25 protein-coding genes and 4 pseudogenes are annotated in these 20,982 nt (G+C 67.9%); 24 read left to right on the top strand and 5 right to left on the bottom strand.

What is annotated here, in order from left to right:
• Positions 1-15: 15 nt before the first annotated feature.
• From GNX96_RS64565 to GNX96_RS22880, 17 genes and pseudogenes are all read left to right on the top strand, one after another.
• Positions 16-435, top strand: a pseudogene (locus GNX96_RS64565) (hypothetical protein); the annotation flags it as partial.
• 104 nt (positions 436-539) lie between these two features.
• Positions 540-1,520 (top strand): polyketide synthase dehydratase domain-containing protein, encoded by a 981-nt coding sequence (locus GNX96_RS22950; RefSeq protein ID WP_163569684.1) that lies wholly within the window; start codon positions 540-542, stop codon positions 1,518-1,520.
• The gene (locus tag GNX96_RS22945; RefSeq protein WP_163569646.1) at positions 1,517-2,665 is read left to right on the top strand and encodes an SDR family NAD(P)-dependent oxidoreductase; all 1,149 of its coding nucleotides are present in this window, start codon (positions 1,517-1,519) and stop codon (positions 2,663-2,665) included. Before GNX96_RS22950 ends, GNX96_RS22945 begins: the two co-directional genes overlap by 4 nt.
• 52 nt (positions 2,666-2,717) lie before the next feature.
• Positions 2,718-3,359: an O-methyltransferase gene (locus tag GNX96_RS22940; protein ID WP_163569645.1), complete on the top strand. Its 642-nt coding sequence runs from the start codon at positions 2,718-2,720 to the stop codon at positions 3,357-3,359.
• A gap of 101 nt (positions 3,360-3,460) precedes the next feature.
• Positions 3,461-3,988 carry a 4'-phosphopantetheinyl transferase family protein gene (locus GNX96_RS22935; RefSeq protein WP_163569644.1) on the top strand — a complete coding sequence of 176 codons (528 nt, stop codon included), beginning with the start codon at positions 3,461-3,463 and terminating at the stop codon, positions 3,986-3,988.
• 82 nt (positions 3,989-4,070) lie between these two features.
• The gene (locus tag GNX96_RS22930) at positions 4,071-5,141 is read left to right on the top strand and encodes a hypothetical protein (RefSeq protein ID WP_163569643.1); all 1,071 of its coding nucleotides are present in this window, start codon (positions 4,071-4,073) and stop codon (positions 5,139-5,141) included.
• A gap of 10 nt (positions 5,142-5,151) precedes the next feature.
• Positions 5,152-5,793: a flavin reductase family protein gene (locus tag GNX96_RS22925; protein ID WP_163569642.1), complete on the top strand. Its 642-nt coding sequence runs from the start codon at positions 5,152-5,154 to the stop codon at positions 5,791-5,793.
• Between the two features lie 11 nt (positions 5,794-5,804).
• Positions 5,805-6,440: a class I SAM-dependent methyltransferase gene (locus tag GNX96_RS22920; RefSeq protein WP_163569641.1), complete on the top strand. Its 636-nt coding sequence runs from the start codon at positions 5,805-5,807 to the stop codon at positions 6,438-6,440.
• 44 nt (positions 6,441-6,484) lie between these two features.
• The gene (locus GNX96_RS22915; protein WP_163569640.1) at positions 6,485-6,829 is read left to right on the top strand and encodes a hypothetical protein; all 345 of its coding nucleotides are present in this window, start codon (positions 6,485-6,487) and stop codon (positions 6,827-6,829) included.
• Positions 6,830-7,179: 350 nt separating this feature from the next.
• Entirely contained in the window at positions 7,180-7,659 is a 480-nt protein-coding gene (locus GNX96_RS22910) for a hypothetical protein (RefSeq protein WP_163569639.1), read from the top strand.
• A 133-nt stretch (positions 7,660-7,792) separates the two neighbouring features.
• Positions 7,793-8,386, top strand: a complete 594-nt coding sequence (locus tag GNX96_RS22905) for a cytochrome P450 (protein WP_163569638.1) — start codon at positions 7,793-7,795, stop codon at positions 8,384-8,386.
• On the top strand, positions 8,383-9,846 hold the full coding sequence (locus GNX96_RS22900; protein ID WP_279581209.1) for an aldehyde dehydrogenase family protein: 1,464 nt from the start codon (positions 8,383-8,385) through the stop codon (positions 9,844-9,846). Before GNX96_RS22905 ends, GNX96_RS22900 begins: the two co-directional genes overlap by 4 nt.
• Before the next feature lie 213 nt (positions 9,847-10,059).
• Positions 10,060-10,971: pseudogene (locus tag GNX96_RS64560) on the top strand (cytochrome P450); the annotation flags it as partial.
• Between the two features lie 31 nt (positions 10,972-11,002).
• Positions 11,003-11,317, top strand: a pseudogene (locus GNX96_RS64555) (methyltransferase family protein); the annotation flags it as partial.
• Between the two features lie 78 nt (positions 11,318-11,395).
• The gene (locus GNX96_RS22890; protein ID WP_279581208.1) at positions 11,396-12,148 is read left to right on the top strand and encodes an SAM-dependent methyltransferase; all 753 of its coding nucleotides are present in this window, start codon (positions 11,396-11,398) and stop codon (positions 12,146-12,148) included.
• Complete coding sequence (locus GNX96_RS22885) at positions 12,145-12,507, top strand: MFS transporter (protein ID WP_163569635.1); 363 nt, start codon at positions 12,145-12,147, stop codon at positions 12,505-12,507. Before GNX96_RS22890 ends, GNX96_RS22885 begins: the two co-directional genes overlap by 4 nt.
• Positions 12,508-12,639: 132 nt before the next feature.
• Complete coding sequence (locus GNX96_RS22880) at positions 12,640-13,629, top strand: MFS transporter (protein ID WP_163569634.1); 990 nt, start codon at positions 12,640-12,642, stop codon at positions 13,627-13,629.
• A 774-nt stretch (positions 13,630-14,403) separates the two neighbouring features.
• Here GNX96_RS22880 and GNX96_RS22875 read toward each other — a convergent pair.
• Both GNX96_RS22875 and GNX96_RS22870 read right to left on the bottom strand, forming a co-directional pair.
• Positions 14,404-14,841 (bottom strand): hypothetical protein, encoded by a 438-nt coding sequence (locus tag GNX96_RS22875; RefSeq protein ID WP_163569633.1) that lies wholly within the window; start codon positions 14,839-14,841, stop codon positions 14,404-14,406.
• 6 nt (positions 14,842-14,847) lie between these two features.
• Entirely contained in the window at positions 14,848-14,994 is a 147-nt protein-coding gene (locus tag GNX96_RS22870; RefSeq protein WP_163569632.1) for a hypothetical protein, read from the bottom strand.
• Between the two features lie 38 nt (positions 14,995-15,032).
• Here GNX96_RS22870 and GNX96_RS54355 point away from each other — a divergent pair.
• Positions 15,033-15,161: pseudogene (locus GNX96_RS54355) on the top strand (hypothetical protein); the annotation flags it as partial.
• Positions 15,162-15,257: 96 nt separating this feature from the next.
• Positions 15,258-15,545 (top strand): PucR family transcriptional regulator, encoded by a 288-nt coding sequence (locus GNX96_RS54350; protein WP_279581228.1) that lies wholly within the window; start codon positions 15,258-15,260, stop codon positions 15,543-15,545.
• A 148-nt stretch (positions 15,546-15,693) separates the two neighbouring features.
• Here the strand turns inward: GNX96_RS54350 and infA are convergent, their stop codons facing one another.
• Together infA and GNX96_RS22855 are read right to left on the bottom strand one after the other, a co-directional pair.
• Positions 15,694-15,918 carry a translation initiation factor IF-1 gene (gene infA, locus GNX96_RS22860; RefSeq protein ID WP_163569630.1) on the bottom strand — a complete coding sequence of 75 codons (225 nt, stop codon included), beginning with the start codon at positions 15,916-15,918 and terminating at the stop codon, positions 15,694-15,696.
• A gap of 17 nt (positions 15,919-15,935) precedes the next feature.
• Positions 15,936-16,721, bottom strand: coding sequence for a GNAT family N-acetyltransferase (locus tag GNX96_RS22855; protein WP_163569629.1), 786 nt, complete (start codon positions 16,719-16,721; stop codon positions 15,936-15,938).
• 500 nt (positions 16,722-17,221) lie between these two features.
• Here GNX96_RS22855 and GNX96_RS54345 point away from each other — a divergent pair, with 500 nt between their 5' ends.
• The 5 genes from GNX96_RS54345 to GNX96_RS54325 are packed head-to-tail and all read left to right on the top strand — an operon-like array spanning position 17,222 to position 20,558.
• Positions 17,222-18,601 carry a S9 family peptidase gene (locus GNX96_RS54345; RefSeq protein ID WP_279581207.1) on the top strand — a complete coding sequence of 460 codons (1,380 nt, stop codon included), beginning with the start codon at positions 17,222-17,224 and terminating at the stop codon, positions 18,599-18,601.
• Positions 18,602-18,639: 38 nt separating this feature from the next.
• Positions 18,640-19,677 carry a prolyl oligopeptidase family serine peptidase gene (locus GNX96_RS54340; RefSeq protein ID WP_279581227.1) on the top strand — a complete coding sequence of 346 codons (1,038 nt, stop codon included), beginning with the start codon at positions 18,640-18,642 and terminating at the stop codon, positions 19,675-19,677.
• Positions 19,575-19,871, top strand: coding sequence for a serine hydrolase (locus GNX96_RS54335; protein ID WP_279581206.1), 297 nt, complete (start codon positions 19,575-19,577; stop codon positions 19,869-19,871). Before GNX96_RS54340 ends, GNX96_RS54335 begins: the two co-directional genes overlap by 103 nt.
• Positions 19,832-20,071: a hypothetical protein gene (locus GNX96_RS54330; RefSeq protein WP_279581205.1), complete on the top strand. Its 240-nt coding sequence runs from the start codon at positions 19,832-19,834 to the stop codon at positions 20,069-20,071. The genes GNX96_RS54335 and GNX96_RS54330 overlap by 40 nt, the downstream gene beginning before the upstream one ends.
• Complete coding sequence (locus tag GNX96_RS54325; protein WP_279581204.1) at positions 20,052-20,558, top strand: hypothetical protein; 507 nt, start codon at positions 20,052-20,054, stop codon at positions 20,556-20,558. Before GNX96_RS54330 ends, GNX96_RS54325 begins: the two co-directional genes overlap by 20 nt.
• 225 nt (positions 20,559-20,783) lie before the next feature.
• Here GNX96_RS54325 and GNX96_RS22845 read toward each other — a convergent pair whose 3' ends face one another.
• Entirely contained in the window at positions 20,784-20,942 is a 159-nt protein-coding gene (locus GNX96_RS22845; RefSeq protein WP_163569628.1) for a DUF5670 family protein, read from the bottom strand.
• Positions 20,943-20,982 lie beyond the last annotated feature (40 nt).

Raw genomic sequence — 20,982 nt, 5'->3', positions numbered from 1 at the left:
TCGAATGGTTTCGAAGTGCTGCACGCGATCGACCGCGACCGCGACGACTCGGACAGCTTCCGGCAGCTGCTGGCCGGCGCGTACGAGCTGGGAGCGACTGTCCGCTGGGACCGGCTGGGACCGGCCAGCCCACCAGTGTCGTTGCCGCCTTATCCGTGGCAGCACGAAAGACACTGGATCGAGCGACCCGAGCGTACGCTCCCCAGCGGTCTGCCCCTGCTCGGCGCACCCGTGGATCTTGCGTCCGGCGAACAGAAAGTCTGGGAGTCCGCGCTGTCTTTCGATTCGGTGCTGGCGGATCACCTGGTTGGCGGCACGGTTCTGTTGCCAGCGGCGGGATATCTGGAGCTGGCGCTGGATGCGGCGGCCCACGTTGGCCGGGACTCGTTGCGAGAAGTCCAGCTGCTCAAACCGCTGACGTTGGACCGCTCGCGGTGGCGAGTGCAGACCAGTCTTCAGCCGCGAGATGACGCGTACGAGGTGACGATCGACGCTCGTAGACCGACCAACCGTGGGCGCGTTTCGCTACCGCACGAGCGATCGCGGCCGGCCCCGCGCCGCTGCTGGACCTCGCGGCCGTACGCGCGCGTTGCCCGAAGGAGATGCCGGCCGGCGCTGTCTACGCCGCACTGGCCGAGCAGGGTTTGCAGTACGGTCCGGCTTTTCGAGGCCTCGCAGCGGTGTACGGCGGCGACGGTGAAGCGCTCGCGGAAATTCAGGTCGGGTCCGAGCAGCTTCCGGGCGTGCGCGCGATGGACGCCGCCATCCAGCTGATCGCCGCGGTCAGTCCGGCGGGCTGGTCCGGATCCGCTGGTCACGGGCCTGCGGTGCCAGTTTCCGCGGCCGACGTGACCCGCTGGGCGGACGCGGCTGACGCGATCCTGGCGCATGCCCGGGTACGTGCGGTGGATGGCGACGAGCTGACCGCGGACATCGTGTTGGCTGACGCGGACGGCAAGCCGTGCGTACAGATCAACGGCCTGCGGGTCCGGCGGACCGGCCGAGCTGCCGCACAGGATGACGGACTTTGGCGCTATGACTTGCGATGGTTACCGGCGGCTCGCGCCGACCGCACCACAGCGGGTGCCGGCCGGTGGCTGATCGTGCCCGATCAAGGTGGCGTCGGCGCGGCCCTTGCCGAGCAACTGACCGCTCGTGGCACCGACGTGGTGATCGGCGAATTCGACAACGGCACGTACACGGGAGTAGTCCATCTCGCTGGCCTCGACGACGACGTGGATCTCCATAGCATGGCTCAGCTGATCCAGGTTGCCTCGTATGCGAACACTCCGACGATCGTGGTGGCCACTCGCGGTTGCCACCCGGTGGCCGGCATGCCGACAACAGTTCCGACGGCAGCGCCGATGTGGGGTCTGTGCAAGACATCCCCGATGGAGAACCCGACACTTCCCATTCGTTGCGTGGATCTCGACCCGGCGGCCTGCGCCAAGGACGCGGCGGCCGATTTGCTGGGTGAGCTCGTACCGGCGGCGCCGGACGGACCAGCGACCCGGCGGTGATTGCCAGCATTGACACCGAAGTCGCGTACCGAGCCGGCCAGCGATATGTCCGAAGGCTCGGTCTCGCCGAGAGGGCATCGGGACGGCTGAACCTCGACGGCGACGGTGTGTACGTCGTCACCGGCGGGAGTGGCGCGCTCGGTCTGGCAGTGGCCGGTCGGCTGCTCGAACGTGGCGCCGGTACGGTCGCGCTCATCTCGCGCGGTCCGCTGAAAGACACGGCAGCGCCAGTCTTGCGGGCCGGTGGCGAAAGGGTTGTCGCACTACAAGCCGATGTGGCAGACGAACCGGCGCTCGCGGGAGTTCTTGCTGAGCTGCGGGTGAAAGGTTCCATCAGAGGTGTGGTGCACGCGGCTGGCGTGCTCGAAGATGGTGCCCTGCTGGAACTGACCGGTGACTCGTTAAGCCGAGTGCTGGCGCCGAAAATGGCCGGCGGTTGGCATCTCCACCAGCTCACCAGGGATGATCCGCTCGACTTCTGGGTCGCGTTTTCCAGTGCTGCCAGCGTGCTGGGCTCACCCGGCCAGGCGAACTATGCGGCGGCGAACGCGTATCTCGACTCGCTGGCGGCTTTCCGGCAGAGCGAGGGACTCCCGGCGGTCAGCATTGGCTGGGGGCCGTGGGCGGCCTCAGAGCTGGGGGAGGGGATGGCCGGCGGCGCTGGGATCAGCTCGATCTCACCGCGCCAGGGCTTGGACGAATTCGAGCGGCTGGCGACCGGCCCAGCGGTTCACGCAGTGGTGCTTCCCTTTGATATCCGCGATTTGCTGCAGTTTTATCCGGCCTCGCTGGGAACGGCGTTTTTCACCGAGGTGGCCGACGAAAGCGTACGGTCGCTGAAAAGCATCGGAGTGGGTTCCGGCGCCCGGCCGGAGCTGACCACGCCGTACCAGCCGCCGGCCGATGGGGTGGCCCGGCGGATCGCCGCCATCTGGCAGAAGTCGCTGGGCATCGAGCCGGTCGGCGCGAACGACAACAACTTCTTCGAGCTCGGCGGGGATTCGGTGTTCGGCAACCAGATCTGGTCGAGATCAACCGGGCACTGGGCGTCACGCTCGACCCGGAGCGGGCGTTCGAGAGATTCACCGTGGCGGCGCTGGCCGGACTGGCCGAGCAGGAGCAGATCCGCCGGTTGGAACGGATGACCGACGACGAAGCGGCCCGACTGCTCGGGTCCCCGACCTCCAGGAGCGAGTCATGAAGCCGGTAACCCTGCCGGGAATTGAGGATTACGTCGCCGCGCACACCACCCCGGATGCGCCCCACCTGGTCGAGTTGGCGGCGCAGGCACACGAGGCGCTGGTGGACCCGCAAATGATGTCCGGTCCGGTGCAGGGCCGTTTCCTGGAGCTGCTGGTGTTCGCGATGCGACCCCGGCTGGTGCTGGAAATCGGGACTTTCAGCGGATATTCGGCGCTGTCGATGGCGCCGGCGCTGCCGCCCGGCGGGCGGATCGTCACCTGCGAGCTGAATCCCGAACACGCGACCTTCGCGCGAAAGCGCATCGCGGAGAACGGCTTCGCGGACCGGATCACCGTCGAGGAAGGCCCGGCGCTGGATACCGTACGGAGCCTCGACGGACCTTTCGACCTGGCATTCATAGACGCGAACAAAACCGGATACCCCGACTATTTGGAGGCCGTACTGGAAAAACTGTCACCCAACGGTTTGATGCTGGCGGACAACACGCTGTGGAACGGCGATGTCCTCAACGCCGACAGTGCCGACCCGGACACGCACGCCTTGCGGTCGTTCAACGCCGCGGTTGCCGCTGACCCGCGGCTGCGCTGCACGCTGTTGACCGTACGAGACGGCCTGACCGTCATCCGGCGCGCCTGACCGGATGCTGGTTGGCAGCGTCGTACCCGTCGGCGTGGTGGTTGTCGAAGGCGCGATCGGCGCGCGGACGTGCCGATCGCGACCGACGAGCGGGCCCTGGTATGCGGCGCGGTTTCGCGGCGACAACGGGAATTCGCGGCGGCCGCCGGTGTGCGCACCGGGCGCTGGCGGCACTCGGGATGGACCTGTCGGTGATCGGGTCGGGTCCTCGCCGCGAGCCGCTCTGGCCGGCTGGCGTGGTCGGCAGCATCACCCATTCGGACGCGTACGTCGCGGCCGCGGTCGCAGGTGGCCGGGCGTACGCGGGCCTCGGCATCGACGTCGAATGCCGAAGACCGCCACTGGAGTCGATGCTGGAAACCGTGTGCGTCCCGTCCGAGCAGGCCTGGTGCCTCGCCGGAGACAGCCCGTCGCAGCGACTGCGGCTGGTGTTCAGCGCCAAGGAAAGCGTCTTCAAGGCCGTCTATCCGGCGACTGGCGACTGGCTGGGTTTCCACGACCTCGAGCTGATCTTCGCCGGCCACACCTTCACCGTCCACAGTGGACGGTGGTCAGGTGTGACCGGCGCCCACCAAGCGGTCGACGACCTCCAGGCGACGGCCGCGTGGCTGCCGGCGCTCTGCCGTTGATCGGCAACCGCACCCGGCCGGTGCTGCCGGTCAAGGGGCCCCATTTTTGGCTCGGGGAGGACATAGCCTGCGGCATGAGGTGATGGCGGTGGGCAGCAGCGTACGAGCGGCGCCGAGGGTTCCGTTGGTGGTTCTGCCGGCGACGACCGAGGTGCTGGAACCGATCTCGGGTGCCGCGACGGTGGCCGTGGCGCTCGACCGGCTCAGCCGGCTGGCCGCCGAGCCGGACCGGCGGATCGGCCTGGACGCGGCCTTGCCGATCGCGGTACGCGAGTGCCGCCGGCTGCTCGTCGCGCAGACCTGCGCCGGGCCAGTGGACAACGGCGAGCGGATGCCCGCGGACTTCCACGTCCACGAGTATTTCGGCGTACGAAGAGGAAAAGTGTCAGCACGAGATGCGGCCGTACACGCGACCGCCATCGTCTACCGAGCACTCGTCGACCTCGGATTCGCGACAGTGGACGGAAACGACATCGCGGCCGAGGCAACCGGGATGCGGTTGGCGCTGACTTCGGCCGGCGCAAAAGGAAAGCACGAGAACGGGCCGCTGGTCGACTATCGTCCGGACGGCGACGGCCTGGAGCGGTGGATCGTCACCCACCATCTCTACTTCCTCTTCAACGTACGGGCCGCGGACCACATCCGGCTGGCCATTGGCGCACTCGGCGAACGGCGTTGGCAAGCCGCGGCCGAGTCGTTAAGAGTCGCCGCCGAGTACGTCCGCGCGCTCACCGCGGCGATGGCGCATTCGGCCGCGTTGTCCCGCGACTACTACCGCGATGTCGTACGCCCCACCATGTCACCGCCGGCCGCGCCGACCGAGCTGACCGGCCGCATGCAGCCAGAACACCGCGCGTACCGGCGTGGCCTGGGTGCCCTGCTGGACGTCCTGGACCAGCCGTACGACGAGCTTCACGCGCGCTCGCCCGCGCTCGCCACCGCTCGGGAGGAACTGCTCGACGCGGACCTGCTCGACATCGAGCGGCACGTCTGTGTCGCTGACGCGCTGGTACGCGCCGATCGCTCGCTCGTCCAGCAGGAGCGCGGCAGCGAGAACGCGGTAGCGACGCTGCGGCAGATGCGGCACCAGCGGGCCGCTCGCTACCGGCCGCTGGTCCGTTACGGCGACCCACTGCTGAGTTACGCCGATTAGGAGGAGCGCGATGTTTTCGTCCCATCCCGAGCCGCCGCCGGAGCTCGGCGCGGATCTGGAGCTGGACCCCGAGGAATGGGCCAGCCAGCACACGTACACACTGATCGGCTCGCTGGTGGTGCCGCGGCCGGTCGCCTGGGTGTCCACGATCGGCGCGGACGGCCGGCTGAACCTCGCTCCCTATTCGTATTTCAACCTGGTCGCGGACGATCCGCCGCACGTGATGTTTTCTTCGATTGGCGCAAAAGACACTCTGCGAAACGTCAGAGACAATGGTGAATTCGTGGTTAACCTCGCCGGCCGCGGCCAGCTGGGGGCGCTGGACAAGACGGCCGAATCGCCACCGGACGACAGCAGCGAGTTTGACCTCTGCGGCGTCACCGCCGAGCCGTCGCAACGCGTACGGCCGCCCCGGGTCGCGGAGGCGAAGGCGCAGCTGGAATGCGTGCTGGTGTGGCACGCGCCGGCCGGCAACGGGCACGTGGTGGTCGGCCGGGTGGTGCACATCCACGTCCACCGGTCGGTCTGGTCCGACGGCCGGGTGGCGCCCGCGCTCTATGACCCGGTCGTACGGCTGAGCAGGCGTTACGGCGCGCTGTCGGCCGAACTCACCCCAGAAGAAGCACCGGCCGACCACGCCCTGGCTCAGTAAAGGAGACCGCGATGAGCAGAAGCCGGCACCCGATCTTCTCCCGTTGGTACGACTTCGTGACCGCGTTCGTCGAACGCTCCGGCTACGGGAAACTGCGCCAGCAGATCCTGGAACCGGCCAGCGGGCGGCTGCTCGCAATCGGCCTCGGTCCCGGCTATGACCTGCTGCATCTGCCGGTCGCGGTCAAGGAGGTGGTCGGTGTCGAGCCGGACCCCTCGATGCGCAAGATCTGTGCGCGCCGGGCCGCCGATTTGTCGATGCCGGTGCAGCTGGTCAACGCCAGCGGTGAGCACCTGCCGTTCGACGACGCGTCCTTTGACACGGTCCTGTGCACCTTGGTGCTGTGTACGGTCAGCGACCCGGTCGCGGTGCTGGCCGAGGCCCGCCGCGTCCTGAAGCCGACCGGTGAGCTGCTCGTACTGGAACACGTACGCGCCGGCGACGGGGAGTCGTTGGGCCGCTGGCAGGACCGGATGGCGGGGCCGTGGTCCTTCTTCGGCGGCGGGTGTCGGCCGAACCGGCGCACCCTCGCGGCCTTCGACCGGGCCGGCTTCGACACGACAGACCTGACCTCGGAGCGGATCGACGAGCTGCCGCCGCTGATCCGCCCCCATCTGCACGGGCGAGCCCGCCCGCGTTCTGCCTGACGCGAGAGGAATTCCAGTGGCGTCGATAAAAAACTGGTGCTGTGGTGGTGTCGTGGGGCGCCGCCATCCCCGGCCGGGAGGCCGGCATGTTGCGAGTCCTCAAGCAGGCGCTCGGGTACGTGGAGCAGCTGCGGGGGGAGGGAAGGATCGAGGACTCCCAGCTCTACGTGTCCAAGACCGGTCCGAACCGGGACACGCTGATGTTGACCGGCCAACTGGACCGGCTGGCCGCGCTGCTCGCCGAGGACGACTTCGAGGACCTGCTGCAGGACGGGATGCTGGTCGTCCAGGACGTACAAGTGGCCCTCTGGGCCGGCGGCGCACCCAGGGCGATCGCCGAAGGCATCGACGTACACGCCGGCAAGATGCGCGATCACGGCTTGTTGTGAACCTCGCAAAGGCCGCACAGAGGGCGTCGGTCGTCCGGATTCCGTACACCTTCCGGTGCCCGGCAAGACGCACCGGGTCGAATGTCCGCTCGTAGCAGATCCGCCGGACCCGCCCGCGAACTTATGTTTTGGCCGGGCCCGAGCTTGCAGGCGGGGCCGGGCCGCTCCGGAGGTTCGGCCGCGCCGACCGCTCGTCATCCGGAGAGCTACCCGCGGACGAGTGGGCAACGCCCGTCGGCCGAGCGGAGGAGGTGGGAGCCATGCGCTACCTGCACTGATCCGACGCATAGCCGTGGCCCGGTGACAGCACCGGGCCACGGCCCCAGACCTCTCATCAGAAGGAAGCGATCATGACTGACACCGCGGTGCAATGGCCGGCGCGGCAGGAGCGGGTCCTGAGTGATCCGCTGTTCGACCCGCTGTCCGAAGCAGTCCTCGCCGACCCCTACCCGGCCTACGTACGGATGCGTGACCACGCTCGCGTCTACTGGCACGACCAGCTGAACTCCTGGGTGCTGACCGGGCACGCCGAATGCCAGGAGGTGCTCCGCGACTCGGACCGGTTCGGCACCGACTTTCGGCGGATCGGCATTGCGACTCCGCCGACCCTGCTCAGCCTGCAGACCCTGGACCCGCCGGACCACACTCCGCTGCGGCACCTGGGGTGGCCACCATGCGTACGCTCGACCTGCCGGCCATCGAGGCGGCGGCGCTGTCCGGGATCGCCACCGAGCGGCTCGGCGGGCTGCTGGATCGTGGTTCCTTCGACTTCGTCGCCGACTTCAGCGACTGGTTCACGATGGCCGCGATCACCGCGGTGCTGGGCGTGACCCCGCCGACCGAAGACGAGACTTTCCACCGGCTCAACCGTGAGCTGGACGCCAGCATGGACAGCGGCGTCGACGCCGAACTGGAAGGGCCGGGCCTGCGCGCCCGGCAGCATTTCAATGCGCTGGTCGAGTCATGGCTGGACGACCCGCCACCGGGCGGTGCGATCGAATATCTGGCCGAGCACCAGCAAGAAGGCGGGGTGGAGAAGGCCGTTCTGGTGAACTCGATCCGGGCGTTCTTCCACGCCGGCTTCGAGGTGCCCAGCCGGTTCCTCGGCAACGCGGTGGCCGCGCTGATCCGGCAGCCGGCGGCGATGGCGGCACTGCTGCACACGGCGCCCCGATCGATCCGGCGGTCGAGGAACTGGTCCGCTTCGGCGGTCCCGTCCACGCCCTCAGCCGGGCCTGTACGCAGGACACCACGCTCGGCGGCACGCCGATCGAGCGCGGCCAGATCGTCATCGCGATGATCGGCGCCGGTGACCGGGACCCGCTTGCCTTCCCCGACCCGGACGTGCTGCACCTGGACCGCGATCCGAACCCGCATCTGGGCTTTGGCCGCGGCAGCCACTCGTGCCTGGGCTCGATGGTCGGTCGGCTGGAGGCGCGGGTGGTGCTGTCGGTCTTGACCAGCCGCAACGCGTTGTTGCGGCTGGATGGCGAACCGGTCGTACGCCCCAGCGCCACCTTGCGTGGGCTGCGGAACCTTCCGGTAGCCCGGGCATGACCAGCACGGCCGCGGTAGGCACCGACTACGACCGCCTCTACATTGGCGGCGAGTGGGTGCCGCCCGTCGAGCCGGGCATCGGCAGCTCGGTGGCCGTGCACAGCCCCACCACCGAGCTGCAGATTGGCCGGATCCCGATGGCCGGCAAGGCCGACGCGGACCGGGCCGTACGGGCCGCCAGCGCAGCTTTCCCAGACTGGATGGCGACCCCGCTCGAGGAACGGTTGGCCGCGCTGGAGCGAATCAGCGCGGCTTTGTACGCCCGGATGCCGGCGCTGACCGAGCTGATCACCCATGACCTCGGCATGCCGCACGACCTGTGCGCCCTCACCCAGGTCGCGATGCCAGCGGAGACTTTCGCGATCACCGCACGGATGGCCCGCGAGTTTCCCTTCCAAGAGCGACTCGCGCAGTCGATCGTCTGGCGGGAGCCGGTGGGCGTGGTCGGGGCGATCACGCCGTGGAACTTCCCGCTGGCCGAGATCGCCAGCAAAGCGGCAGCCGCGCTCGCGGTCGGCTGCACGGTGGTCGTCAAGCCCAGTGACCTCGTACCGCTGGCCGCCTTCGCCCTGGCTGAGGTGATCGACGAATGCGGGCTGCCGCCGGGGCGTCTTCAACCTGGTGTCCGGCCGCGGCGAGGCCGGCGAGGCGATCATCTGCCACCCCGACCTGGACATGGTGTCCTTCACCGGTTCGGACGGGGGGGCCGGCGGGTCGCCGAACTCGCCGCCGGCGGAGTCAAGCGGGTCAGCCTCGAGCTCGGCGGAAAATCCGCCAACCTGCTGTTCCCCGACGCCGACTTCGAAAAGGCTGTGCCGGACGGGATTTTCAAGGCATTCCTCAACTCCGGCCAGGTGTGTAGCGCGCTCAGCCGGCTGGTGGTGCCACGTGAGCGACTAACCGAGGTGGAGGAGTTGGCGCGTACGACGATCGCCGACTGTCCGGTCGGCGACCCGTTCGACCCGGCCAGCAAACTTGGCCCACTGGCCTCGGCCGGCCAGCGCGATCGCGTCCTTCGCTATGTCCACAGTGGACTCTACGAAGGTGCCCGGTTGGTGGTCGGCGGGCCGGATCGACCGGCGGGGCTGGACCGTGGACATTTCGTTGCCCCGACGGTGTTTTCGGACGTACGCCCGGAGATGACCATTGCCCGCGAGGAGATTTTCGGGCCGGTCCTCGCCATTTTGCCGTACGACAGCGAAGAAGAAGGTATCGCGATCGCGATGGACACGTCGTACGGACTCGCCGCGAGTGTCTGGACCGCGGACACCGATCGCGCGCTCGGGTTGGCCCGCCGGTTCCGGGTCGGCCAGGTGGAGATCAATGGAGGAGTTTTCGACCCGCTGGCACCCTTTGGCGGCTATCGCCAGTCGGGTTACGGCCGGGCCGGCGGAAAGTTCGGCCTGGAACCGTTCGTGGAGATCAAGTCGCTGCTGGTCGCGCCGGAAGGACAACCGTGAGCACCGAGACCGAGCCACTGGCCTTCAACCCGTTCGACCCCGTCTATCGGGCCGACCCGTACCCGTTTTTTGAGCGCCTGCGCACCGAAGCGCCGACCGGCCGGGTGCCTGGCGTCGACGTTTGGTACGTCACGAGGTACGACGACCGAGGCGATCCTGCGCCATCCGGACGCCGGCAGCGACTCCACCAAGTCGCCGGTTTACCAGCGGCTGGTGGAAAATGGCGTATTAAGGCTGCCGCAGACCATCACCGGCCGGCCGTCTTTCCTGTTCCTGGACCCGCCGGACCACACCCGGCTGCGCAAGCTGGTGTCCAAGGCCTTCACCCCCAAGGTGGTCGAGCGGATGCGGCCACGGATCGCCGAGGTGGCCGACGAGCTGCTCGACGAGGTGATGCCGAACGGGCGGATGGAGTTGGTCTGGGACATCGCCTATCCGCTGGTTTTCCGGGTCATGAGCGACATGATCGGCGTACCGCGCGCCGACCAGGCCAAGTTTCTGGCCTGGTCCAAGGACATGTCCGCGTCGATGGACATGCGCCTGGACGCGCCGCCGGACGCGATCGCCCAGCAGGAAAAGACCATGCGCGAAGGCAAGGACTACCTGACCGCACTGATCAACGAGCGCCGCCGCCAGCCCTGCGACGACTTGATCTCCGAGCTGATCCAGGTGGAGGAGGAAGGTGGCCGGCTCAGCCAGGACGAGCTGATGTCGACCACGGTGCTTCTGGTCGGCGCCGGCACGGAGACCACCGTGCACCTGATCTGCAACGGGATCCACGCGCTGCTGCGGCATCCGGACCAGCTGGAGCTGCTGCGCCGCGACCCGTCGTTGATCGCACCGGCGATCGACGAGAGCCTGCGATGGGATCCGCCGACCCAGCTCACCCAGCGGATGGCGCTGACCGACTTGAAGGTCCGGGACGCGGTCATCCCGGCCGGCTGCCCGGTGGTGCTGGTGATCGCGGCCGCCAACCGGGACGCCGAGCGCTGGCCGGACCCGGACCCGGAGCGGTTCGACGTCACCCGGCCGACCCTGCCCAACCTGTCCTTCTCGCTCGGCCGGCATTTCTGCCTCGGACCGGCGTTGGCGCGGGCCGAGGGCCAGATCACCATCGGCAAGATCATCGAACGCTGCCCGGAGCTGCGGATCGCCGATGAGGGCGCTCGCTACCGGGACACCTTCGTGTTGCGCTGCGCTGCCTGGACTCGCTGCCGCTGGAATTCTGAAGGGACACCTGATGCCCACGCCCACCTCACCGACCGAGCGCGTCGCGTTCGGGCTGAACGCCGCGCCCGGACCGGTGCTGGACTACGTCGGTGCGTTGGGCCTGCGGGCGGTGTTCGTGGCCGTACGGGTCGGGATTTTCCAGGCGCTGGACCACGGTCCGCGTACGGCCGAGGATCTCGCCGCGAAGCTGGACCTGGACCCGCGCGGCACCGAGACGTTGCTCGACGCGCTCGAGTCGATCGGCTACGCACGATCGCGAGCCGGTGCGTACGAGCCGACCGCGATGGCGGCCCGCTGGATGCCGAAATTCTCCGCGGGGGTGGACTTTTACGAATGGATGGCCGCCGACGGCTGGTCCGACCTGCCGGCCCGGCTGCGGGGCGAGGCGGGTGACCCGGGCAGTCGTACGTGGGTGGCCGGCGGCGACTCCGCCGACGAGAACTTCGCCGGGATGGTCAGCAACGCGCGGTTCGCCGCCGACGAGGTCGTACGCCGAATCTCCTTTGCGAAGCCACCTCGAAGGCTGCTGGACATCGGTGGCGGCCACGGTGTTTTCGCTGCCCGATTTGTCGAGAAACACAGCGAAATGCGAGCGACTGTTCTGGACACCGAAGACGTACTGAAGCGCAGTGTCGCGGTGCAAGCGGAAGAAGGGGTCGCCGACCGGGTGGAGCTTCGGACCGGCGACTTCTGGACCGACGACTGGGGCACCGGCTACGACGCTGTGCTGCTTTTCAATCTTCTGAACGCTTATCCGCTGGAGCGCAAGCTGGCGCTGTTGGACCGGGCCCGCGCCGCCCTCGCGCCGGGTGGGCAGCTGGTGATCCTCGACCAGATGCGCCGGTCGGTGCGCAGCGGAGCGGCCAGAGCCGTCGTCGAGCTGACCAACCTGCGCCTGTTCGACCCTGGTACGGGTGGCACGTACACCCTTCCTGAGCTGCGAGAATGGCTGGCTCACCGGAGGATGGAAAAGGTACGCAACCACCGCTTGTTCAGCGTCCCGTGGACCGCCCTGGTGGCAGCCCGCCGGCCGCTGGATCCCACCCCCGATCATGAGGAGGCCCACCGATGAGCGCCGCCGAAACCACCGTGCCCCGAACCGGCTCCGGTCGCTGGGTCGCGCTGGTCGTCGTCCTGGTCGCGTCCTTCATGCAACTGCTGGACGGGACCATCACCAACGTCGCGATCCCGCTGATCAAACGGGACCTGCAGGCCACCGACGCGCAGATCCAGTTCGTGCTCGCGGCCTACCTGCTCGCGTACGCGGCGCTGCTGATCACCGGCGGCCGGATCGGCGACATCATCGGCCGCAAGCGCTCGTTCATGATCGGCATGGTCGGCTTCATCCTCGCGTCCATCCTTTGTGGACTGTGCCAGTCCGGCCTGCAACTGGACCTCGCCCGCGGCCTGCAGGGCATCACCGCGCGCTGATGCTGCCGCAGGTCCTGGCCGTCATGCAGGTGTTGTTCCCGCCCGGCTCCCACCCGGGTGACCGGGCGAAGGCGTTCGGGCTGTACGGGCTGACGCTCGGGCTGCCGACCTTGCTCGGCCCGTTTGTCGGCGGTGGAATCCTGCAAGCCAACCTCGGCGGCCTTGGCTGGCGGCCGATCTTCCTGGTCAACGTACCGATCGGGATCGCCGTGCTGCTGCTCGCGCCACGCTTTCCTGCCCGAGTCCAAGGCGACCGGGAAGGTACGGCTGGACCTGGTCGGGGTGGTGCTGATCGCGGTCGCGCTGGTGCTGCTGGTCGGCGTGCTCGTACAAGGGCGGCAGGCTGGCTGGCCGGCCTGGGCGTGGATCGGTGGCGTCCTCGCGATCGCCGCGCTGGTGGCGTTCTGGTGGTGGGAGTCACGGCTGACCGAGCAACAGCGGTCGCCGCTGCTGCCGATGACGCTGTTCCACGACCGCGCGTTCAGTGTCGTCGGGCTGCTCATCACCCTGGTGGTCTTCGCCGGCTTCACACCGCTGGTGTTCTTCTTCTCGATCTACCTGCAGCTGGGGGTGGGCTACTCGCCGCTCGCGGCCGGTATCACCACCGTGCCCTTCGCGGTCGGTTCGATGATCACGTCGATCGCATCCGCGATGTTGGCGCCCAAACTCGGTCGTACGCTGCTCACCCTCGGCGCCGCGGTGGTGTGTGTCGGGATGGCCGCGCTGGCGGTCACGATCGGTTTCGCGGCCGTCCCGCTGGCCAGCGGCTGGCTGGTCGCGCCGGCCCTGCTGATCGCCGGACTGGGCCTGGGCATGCTGGTGGGGCCGCTCGTCAACGTCATCCTCGGTGCCTCGAAGTCGGCGGACGCGGGAGCCGCGTCCGGCGTACTGAACAACGTCAACATCGTCGCCGGCGCGGTCGGCGTGGCGCTGTTCGGAGTGATCTTCTTCAGTGCGGCCGGTGGCGGAACGGCGCTCGCGTACACGTCGGCCGTACGCCTGACCATCATCAGTACGCTGGTCGCGTTCGCGATCGTCTTGGTGCTGACGTTCGCCCTGCCGCAGCCAGCCCGAACACCGGTCGCGAACGTTGGCCGTACGCCGGAGGGCAGCCACTCGTGAAGCCCAGCCGGCCCCGGATGTTCGGTGGACACGCCGATCCGGTGCTGCTGCCGTGGAGCTGGGCGGTGCGGACGCTCACTGATTGCATGCATTACTGGATTGCCACCACTCGACCCGACGGCCGGCCACACAGCCGGCCGGTCTGGGGTGTGACGATCGAGGAGACCGTGTATTTTCAGTACCGGCTCACTCGCGGTCGGAAACCTCGCACACAGCCCAGAAGTGTGTGTCCACACCGAAAGTGCCACCGAGCTGGTGATCCTGGAAGGCACCGCGGAGCACGCCGGCGATGCCGCGGTCCTGGAGCGGATCGCGGTCGCGTACGAGCGGAAGTATGCCGAGCCGATGACGACCGCGACGATGCCGGAGTTTTTATGCCGTACGGCCACGGGTCGCCTTTGGGTGGCTCGCTCGCCAGTCCGACATTTGTGGACGGCGGGTCGGTTTTTTTTCACGGCACCAACACGAAATGGACTTTCTAACCCTATTGCGGGAAAATAAACGAGCTTTCAACGTGGGACCCACCCATTTCGGTCAACTGTTCGCGGTAACTCATGAATTTTATGTTCTTTTTCAATATGTTTCCGGTAAGCAGTTCGTCGTATTTTGTTCTCGTTGATGGCAGCACGGCGGGCATATGAGGGCGTAGAATCTCGGGATAGGTCGGAAGGGGACGCAATGCTTTCCAAGACGGCTGTCCAATTGCAGGGACTGCGCGACGAGAGTGGTGATCTCGGGCCCAAGGTGCTGCACGCGGTGCGCAACGAGGTCACCTCACTGCCTGGGGTGGCGACCGAGCTGGCCTCCAGTTATCTGCACAACCTGGTCGACGTGGTGCTGGCCGGCCGACTGCCGTCCGAGCAGGACGAGACCGCGCTGCGGATGATGGGCGCCGAGGCGGCCCGGGAGGGCATCAACCTCAGTTGCGTCATCAGATTCTGCAGCGCCGCCACCCGGGCGCTGGGCGCGCAGCTCAGCACGCTCGCTCGCCACCAGCGCGTACGACGGCGAGCCGCCGCCGGCCGAGCTCGCCGCGATGGCGGCCACCGTGGTGCATGCGGCAGATGTCGCCCTCAACGCGGTCACCGACGGGCACAGCTCCACGTTTCTGCGGCATGCCGCCTCGGAATACAAGCTGCGCCAGGATTTTGTCGCGGACTTGTTGGACGGCACGCTGGACCTGCCGGCCCTGATGGAGAAGGCCGAGCTCATCGGCTTTCAGCCGTCGGACGCGCATTTCGTCACGGTGATCGCCACCAACCGGCAACTGGATACCGGTTCGCGGATCGTCAGCTGGCTGGATTCCGCGCTGCGCGCCGATATCGGGCAGTCCGACCTGATCGTGACGGTCAAGGACCCGTTCATCGTCGGCGTCTTCGCGGCCCGCCGAGGACACCCCGGCACGGGTCGCGAAGATCCTCGCCCGGGTGCTCGACCAGGCCCTCGGCGAAGAGGACGACGACTGGCACGCCGGCATCGGCCGGCAGCGCGCCGGCCTGTCCGGTGTCCAACTGTCCTTCCAGGACGCCTGCGACGCGCTGCACCTGTGGCGGCCGTCCAGCGGCCGTCGGATCCTGCACATCGACCGGCTGCTGCTGTCCCGGGTGCTTTACCGGGACCGTTGCGCGATGGCGGACCTGATTCGGTCCATCCTGACACCGCTGAACGACGCGCAGAATGGTCCTGAGCCACTGCTGGACACCCTGGAGGCCTATTTCCAGGCCTGCTGCTGCAGCACCGAGGCGGCCAAGACGCTGCACCTCAGCGTCCGCGCCGTCACGTACCGGCTGCATCGGGTCCGCGTCCTGACCGGTTACGACGTGGACAACCCGGACGACCGCCTCGCCCTGCAGGTCGCGGTCGCCGGCGCCCGGCTGCTCGGGTGGCCGCACCAGGAGCTGCCGATCTCCGACTGACTCCGGTCAGCGGCTCTGGCCGGCCGGCCTCGGTTTCGTCCTGGACGAGGTCGCTGAGCAGCTGGATCAGTCGCGCGCGGCTGGGCCTCAGCGACATCGCGCTGAGGCCCAGTCCGGTTGTTACCGCGCCGTCAGACCGGCCTCGCCACTAGGAGCGGTAGCGGAAGGTGATCCGGCCGCGGGTGAGGTCGTACGGGCTGAGCTCCACGAGAACTCGGTCGTACGGCACAATTTTGATGTAGTTCTTTCGTATTTTGCCGCTGATGTGCGCGAGCACCTTGTGCCCATTCGGCACCTCCACCCGAAAAGTGGCGTTGCGTAGACACTCAACGACAGTGCCTTCGACTTCAATGCCCTTTGCTATTTTAGCCATATTTTTCTCTTTTCCAGTCAGTGTCGGACAAGTTCGAGATTGCTGCTCACACGTTCGGCGCCGACGCTGTCGAACAATGCCACCGCGGCCGTGTTGGATTCGTTCACCTCGGCCGATGCCGTTTCGATCCCTGCCCGCCGCAGCGCTTCGAGCACGTGGGCCAGCAACGCCCGGGCGATGCCCCGGCGGTGCTGGTCGGCCCGCACCGCGAGCAGCCCGATCCGTGGCAGCCTGGTCACCCGCACCACCCGCACCAGCCCGATGTACCGATCGAACTGGGCCGCCACCGCGTACTTCGCCGGGTCCACCGGGACGGTCCCGTCCGGCCGTACCAGCACCTCGGCCGGCATCGAATCCCAGCCGACGCTGGCGTCGACTTCGGCACGAATCGCGTCGTACACCTCCCGAAGCGGTCCTTCCTGCGCCTTACCCATCGGCACGATATGCACGCCCTCCGGCGAAAGTGCCGAGTCGAGGCCGGTGACCAGCGGGTCGGTGGGCACCAGGTATTCCCACTCGCGGCGCCGGGTCGTGAAGCCGGCCCGCTGCCAACTTGCTGTCAGGTCGAGGTCAGCCTCGTCGACCACCGTGTAGAGCGGTGCGGGGAGGGTCGTCAGCATCGTCGCGGCGAGTTGGTCGAAGACCGCCCCATGCCACGAGTCGATGCTGAGGAAGATCCGGCCGTCGGGCCGGCGTGACACGTCACCGCGACCGACCACTCGGTCGTCGTCCAACGCGTGCCATTGTTTGTCGGAGATCCGGGTGATCACTGCCGTGCCCGGACTGAAATGCACAGAGTTCATGGTTAGCTGCCTTTCCGGAGTGCCTTGTGGTCCAGGCGCTCCCGGCGACAGCTACGTCAATCGCCCGGCCGTGACGGACGGAAGGAGCACCCACATCGATACAACTCGCATGGGTCTCACCTCCTCAGACGGCGTCACAGTCCGGCGTACGGTATCAGCCGAACCTCTTTCTGCCAAAGCCTTTTTCGCCCGGATGGCCGCGCGCCGCTCAGGCCGGCCACGCCAGGTCGTTGGTTTTCGGGGTGGGGCGGCGGCTCGGTGAGCAGCCACACCACCCACCCAACCCACCCCGTATCGTACAGCTGTTCGAATGGGTGAATTTCGTGGGGGAGCTACATCAACTTCGCGGCGCTCCCGTCGAGTGCGGGACATTGTGCTGCAGTCGATGGGCCGGTTCCTGTCCAGTGGCACGAAAAATGTGACAGTCGCTTGCAAAAAGGAACGTGGCATCTTGACCGCGGTCACAGGCGTTTGGCCGGCGAATCCTGCCGGGTCGCGATATGCATGACATCGTGACCCGACGCCTGCGGATCGACGACCTTGCCCGCATCGCCGTTCCGGAGCGGCCGGCGCTGTCTCTGGACGGCACCGACCTCGTTTATGTGCTGCGTACGGCCGATATCGACGCGGACCGGGACGTGCGTTCGCTGTGGCGGGTGTCGCCGGACGGCGGCACTGAGCCGTGCCGCCTGACGTACGGCTCGTCCGATACCGCGCCGGTGTGGTCGCCAGACGGCAGCCGCATTGCGTTCTTGCGGGCCACTGACGGTCCGGCGCAGCTTTGGGTGCTCCCGATGGAAGGCGGCGAGCCGGAACAACTGACGACACTGCCGTTGGGCGCGGCTACCCCAATGTGGAGCCCGGACTGCGGTCGCATCGCGTTCAGCGCGCCGGTCGGTGAGAATGACCGGCGTACGCGCGCGCCGATCGTCGCTGACCGCATCGACTATCAAGCGGACGGCGCCGGGCTCTTGGGTACGACGCGTACGCAGGTCCATGTGTTCGACGTGGCCGACCGGACGTGTCGTCAGGTGACCAGCGGCGACTCGTACGCGAGCGATCCGGCCTGGTCGCCGGATGGTGCCCAGCTCGCGTACGCCGCGCGGACCGCGGCCGACCTGACCTTCACAGCGCCGGTCTACGTCATCGACGCGGTGGATCCGCAGGCGACGCCAAGCAGGGTCGGCCCCGCCGACGCGATCGCCGACACTGTCACCTGGACCGCGGACGGACGAGCGCTGCTCGTCTCCGCAACGCTGGGCTGCCCGGTCGGGCACGCGGGGCTGTGGCGGATAGCCCTCGACGACGGATTTGAGCCGCTCAATCTCGCAGCCGCTCTGGACCGCAACGTGATGCCAGGCAGCCTTGGCTACCCGGGCGGATTGCCGCAGGTGGTGGGCCAGACCGTGACGTTCTGCGTACGAGACCGCGGTTACACCCACCTCTACGCCGTGGACGTGTCCGGAGGAGAGCCGCGCCGCGTTCTCGGCGGACGGCGCCAAAGCGTGTCGGACCTCTCGGCCGCCGGCGAGGTGGTCGCGACCGTGCTCAGCACGCCAACGTCGTTCGGTGAGATCGCCATCGTCGACAGCGGTGGTACGCGTGTGTGCACCACGCACGGGTCAGAACTGTCCGAGGTAGAGCCGTTTGAGCGGATCGAGCGCGAATTCGGCATCTCCGACGGCACTCGCGTACACGGCTGGCTGGTTCGTGACCCAGCGGCGGCCGAGCCGCAGCCATTGCTGCTGGACATCCACGGCGGCCCCCACAACGCTTGGAGCGGCGCCGCCGACGAGGCCCACCTCTACCACCAGGAGCTGGCGGCCCGTGGCTGGACCGTTTCTGCTGCTCAACCCGCGCGCGAGCGACGGCTACGGTGAGCGGTTTTACCAGGCCGGGCTGAGCGGGTGGGGGGGGGATCGCGGACGCGAAGGACTTCCTGGAACCGCTGGACGAGCTCGTCGCCGACGGCACCGCCGATCCGGAGCGGCTCGCGGTCGCCGGCTACAGCTACGGCGGGTTCATGACCTGCTACCTCACCAGCCGCGACCAGCGCTTCGCGGCCGCCGTCGCGGGCGGTCCGGTGAGTGACCTGACCAGCATGGTCGGCACCTCGGACATGGGCCACTACCTGGCGACGTACGAGTTCGGTGGGCCGCCGTGGCAGCGCGCGAGCCAGTACGAGGCGATGTCGCCGTTGAGCCAGGTCGACCAGGTTCGTACGCCCACGCTGATCCTGCAGGGTGTCGCGGACCTACGGTGTCCGGTCGGTCAGGCCCAGCAGTGGTATTCGGCGCTGCTGGAGCGGGCCGTACCCACCAGGCTGGTGCTTTACCCGGACGCCTCGCATTCGTTCGTCCTGGACGGGCGGCCGTCGCATCGGCTCGACTTCAACCACCGGGTCGCCGACTGGGTGCAGCAGTACGCGGGACGGCGTCCGGCGCGGATCGACGCGGGCCACTGGCAGCGCCGGTTGGACGAGCTGGCCGAGCGGCACCGCGTACCCGGTGCGACGTTGGGTATTTTGCGACTGGGGCCTGGTGGTGAGGATGAGCTGGTCGAAGCCGCGTACGGCGTGGTGAACGAGCACGCCAGCACCGGCGTGCCGGTCACCACCGACACCGTCTTCCAGATCGGCTCAATCGGCAAGGTGTGGACGGCGACAGCGGTGTTGCAGCTGGTTGACGAGGGCAAGCTCGACCTGGACGCGCCGATTGTCGAAGTGCTGCCCGAGGTGCGGCTGGCCGATCCTGAGGCCGCCAGACGGGTGACGATGCGGCACCTGCTCACCCATACCATACCAGCGGTATCGACGGCGACGTGTTCACCGACACCGGCCGGGGTGATGACTGCGTGGAGGCGTACGTCTCCCAGCTCGACAAAGCCGCACAGAACCACCCGATCGGCGCCACCTGGTCGTACTGCAACTCCGGGTTCGTCCTCGCTGGCCGGGTGATCGAGAAGCTCACCGGCGACACCTGGGATGCCGCGATGCGCGCGCGAATCTTCACGCCGCTTGGCCTCGAACGAGCGGTCACGTTGCCGGAGGAGGCGCTGCTGCAGCGAGCCGCCGTCGGTCACCTCACCTCGCCGATGGCGAGGCCGCGCCGGTGTGGTGCCTCCCGCGCTCAGTCGGCCCGGCCGGGCTGATCACCACGACCGCCGCCGACGTGCTGGCGTTCGTACGGATGCACTTGGCCGGCGGTCTCGCGGCGGACGGGACCCGGGTGCTCAGCGAACAGGCCGTGGCGGCAATGGCCGCGCATCAGGTCGACCTGCCCGACAAGCACACTCTCGGGGATTCGTGGGCCTGGGCTGGCTCCGGATGGAGTGGGACGGCCACCGGCTGATCGGCCACGACGGCAGGACCATCGGTCAGGACGCCTTCCTGCGGGTGCTGCCGACGCGCAGGGGCTGGCGGTCACCCTGCTCACCAACGGCGGCAACAGTCGCGACCTGTACGAGGACCTCTATCGTGAGATCTTCGCGGAGCTGGCCGGCGTCGCGATGCCCGAACCGCTGGGCCCGGCCGCCGAGCCGGTGAACGTCGACACCACGCCGCACCTGGGACGTTACGAGCGGGCCAGTTGCCGGGTGGATGTGTTCGTACGCGACGGAAAGCCCATCTTGCGTACCACGGTGACCGGACCGCTCGCCGACCTCGAACCCGACCCCGTCGTGGAACACGACCTGATGCCCGCTGATGGATCCGGCAACCTGTTCGTGATCCGGCGGCCGGGGCTGCGGACCTGGACGCCGGTGACGTTTTATTCGTTGCCCACCGGGGAGCGCTACGTGCACCTGGGCGGACGTGCAACACCCCGCATCAGCGACTGAGTGAGCCATCGAAGCGCGACAATAACAGCGGGTTTCGCGCAAGACACACGGTGAGTGCTGATATTGCCGCGCAACTGTAGGGATTTCCCGATGCAACCGGGCTTTTAGCCGTACAAATCAGGTATTTGATGAGTCAAGGATTTCTCGTCGGTCAGAGCGATGCCCGGCCATCGCGGGTAGCGATGGCCGGGCACCTGTTGGGGTCGGCGGCCGGTCGATGGTTGGTTACCAGCGATACCAGCGGGAGCCGCCGGCGACGCGGACGAAGAATCCGACGATCCACACCACGAGGACGATCGCCGCGATATACCAGAGTGCGTGGAGCGCGAAACCCGCTCCGCCCAGGAGCAGTGCCAGTACGAGAACGATGATGAGAAGAGGCATGACAACCGGGTACCACGGGTGGCGAGAATCAAACCTGGTA

Source organism: Fodinicola feengrottensis, from assembly GCF_010993775.1.
Classification (GTDB): domain Bacteria; phylum Actinomycetota; class Actinomycetes; order Mycobacteriales; family HKI-0501; genus Fodinicola; species Fodinicola feengrottensis.
This window is presented reverse-complemented; position numbering and strand designations above follow the sequence as displayed.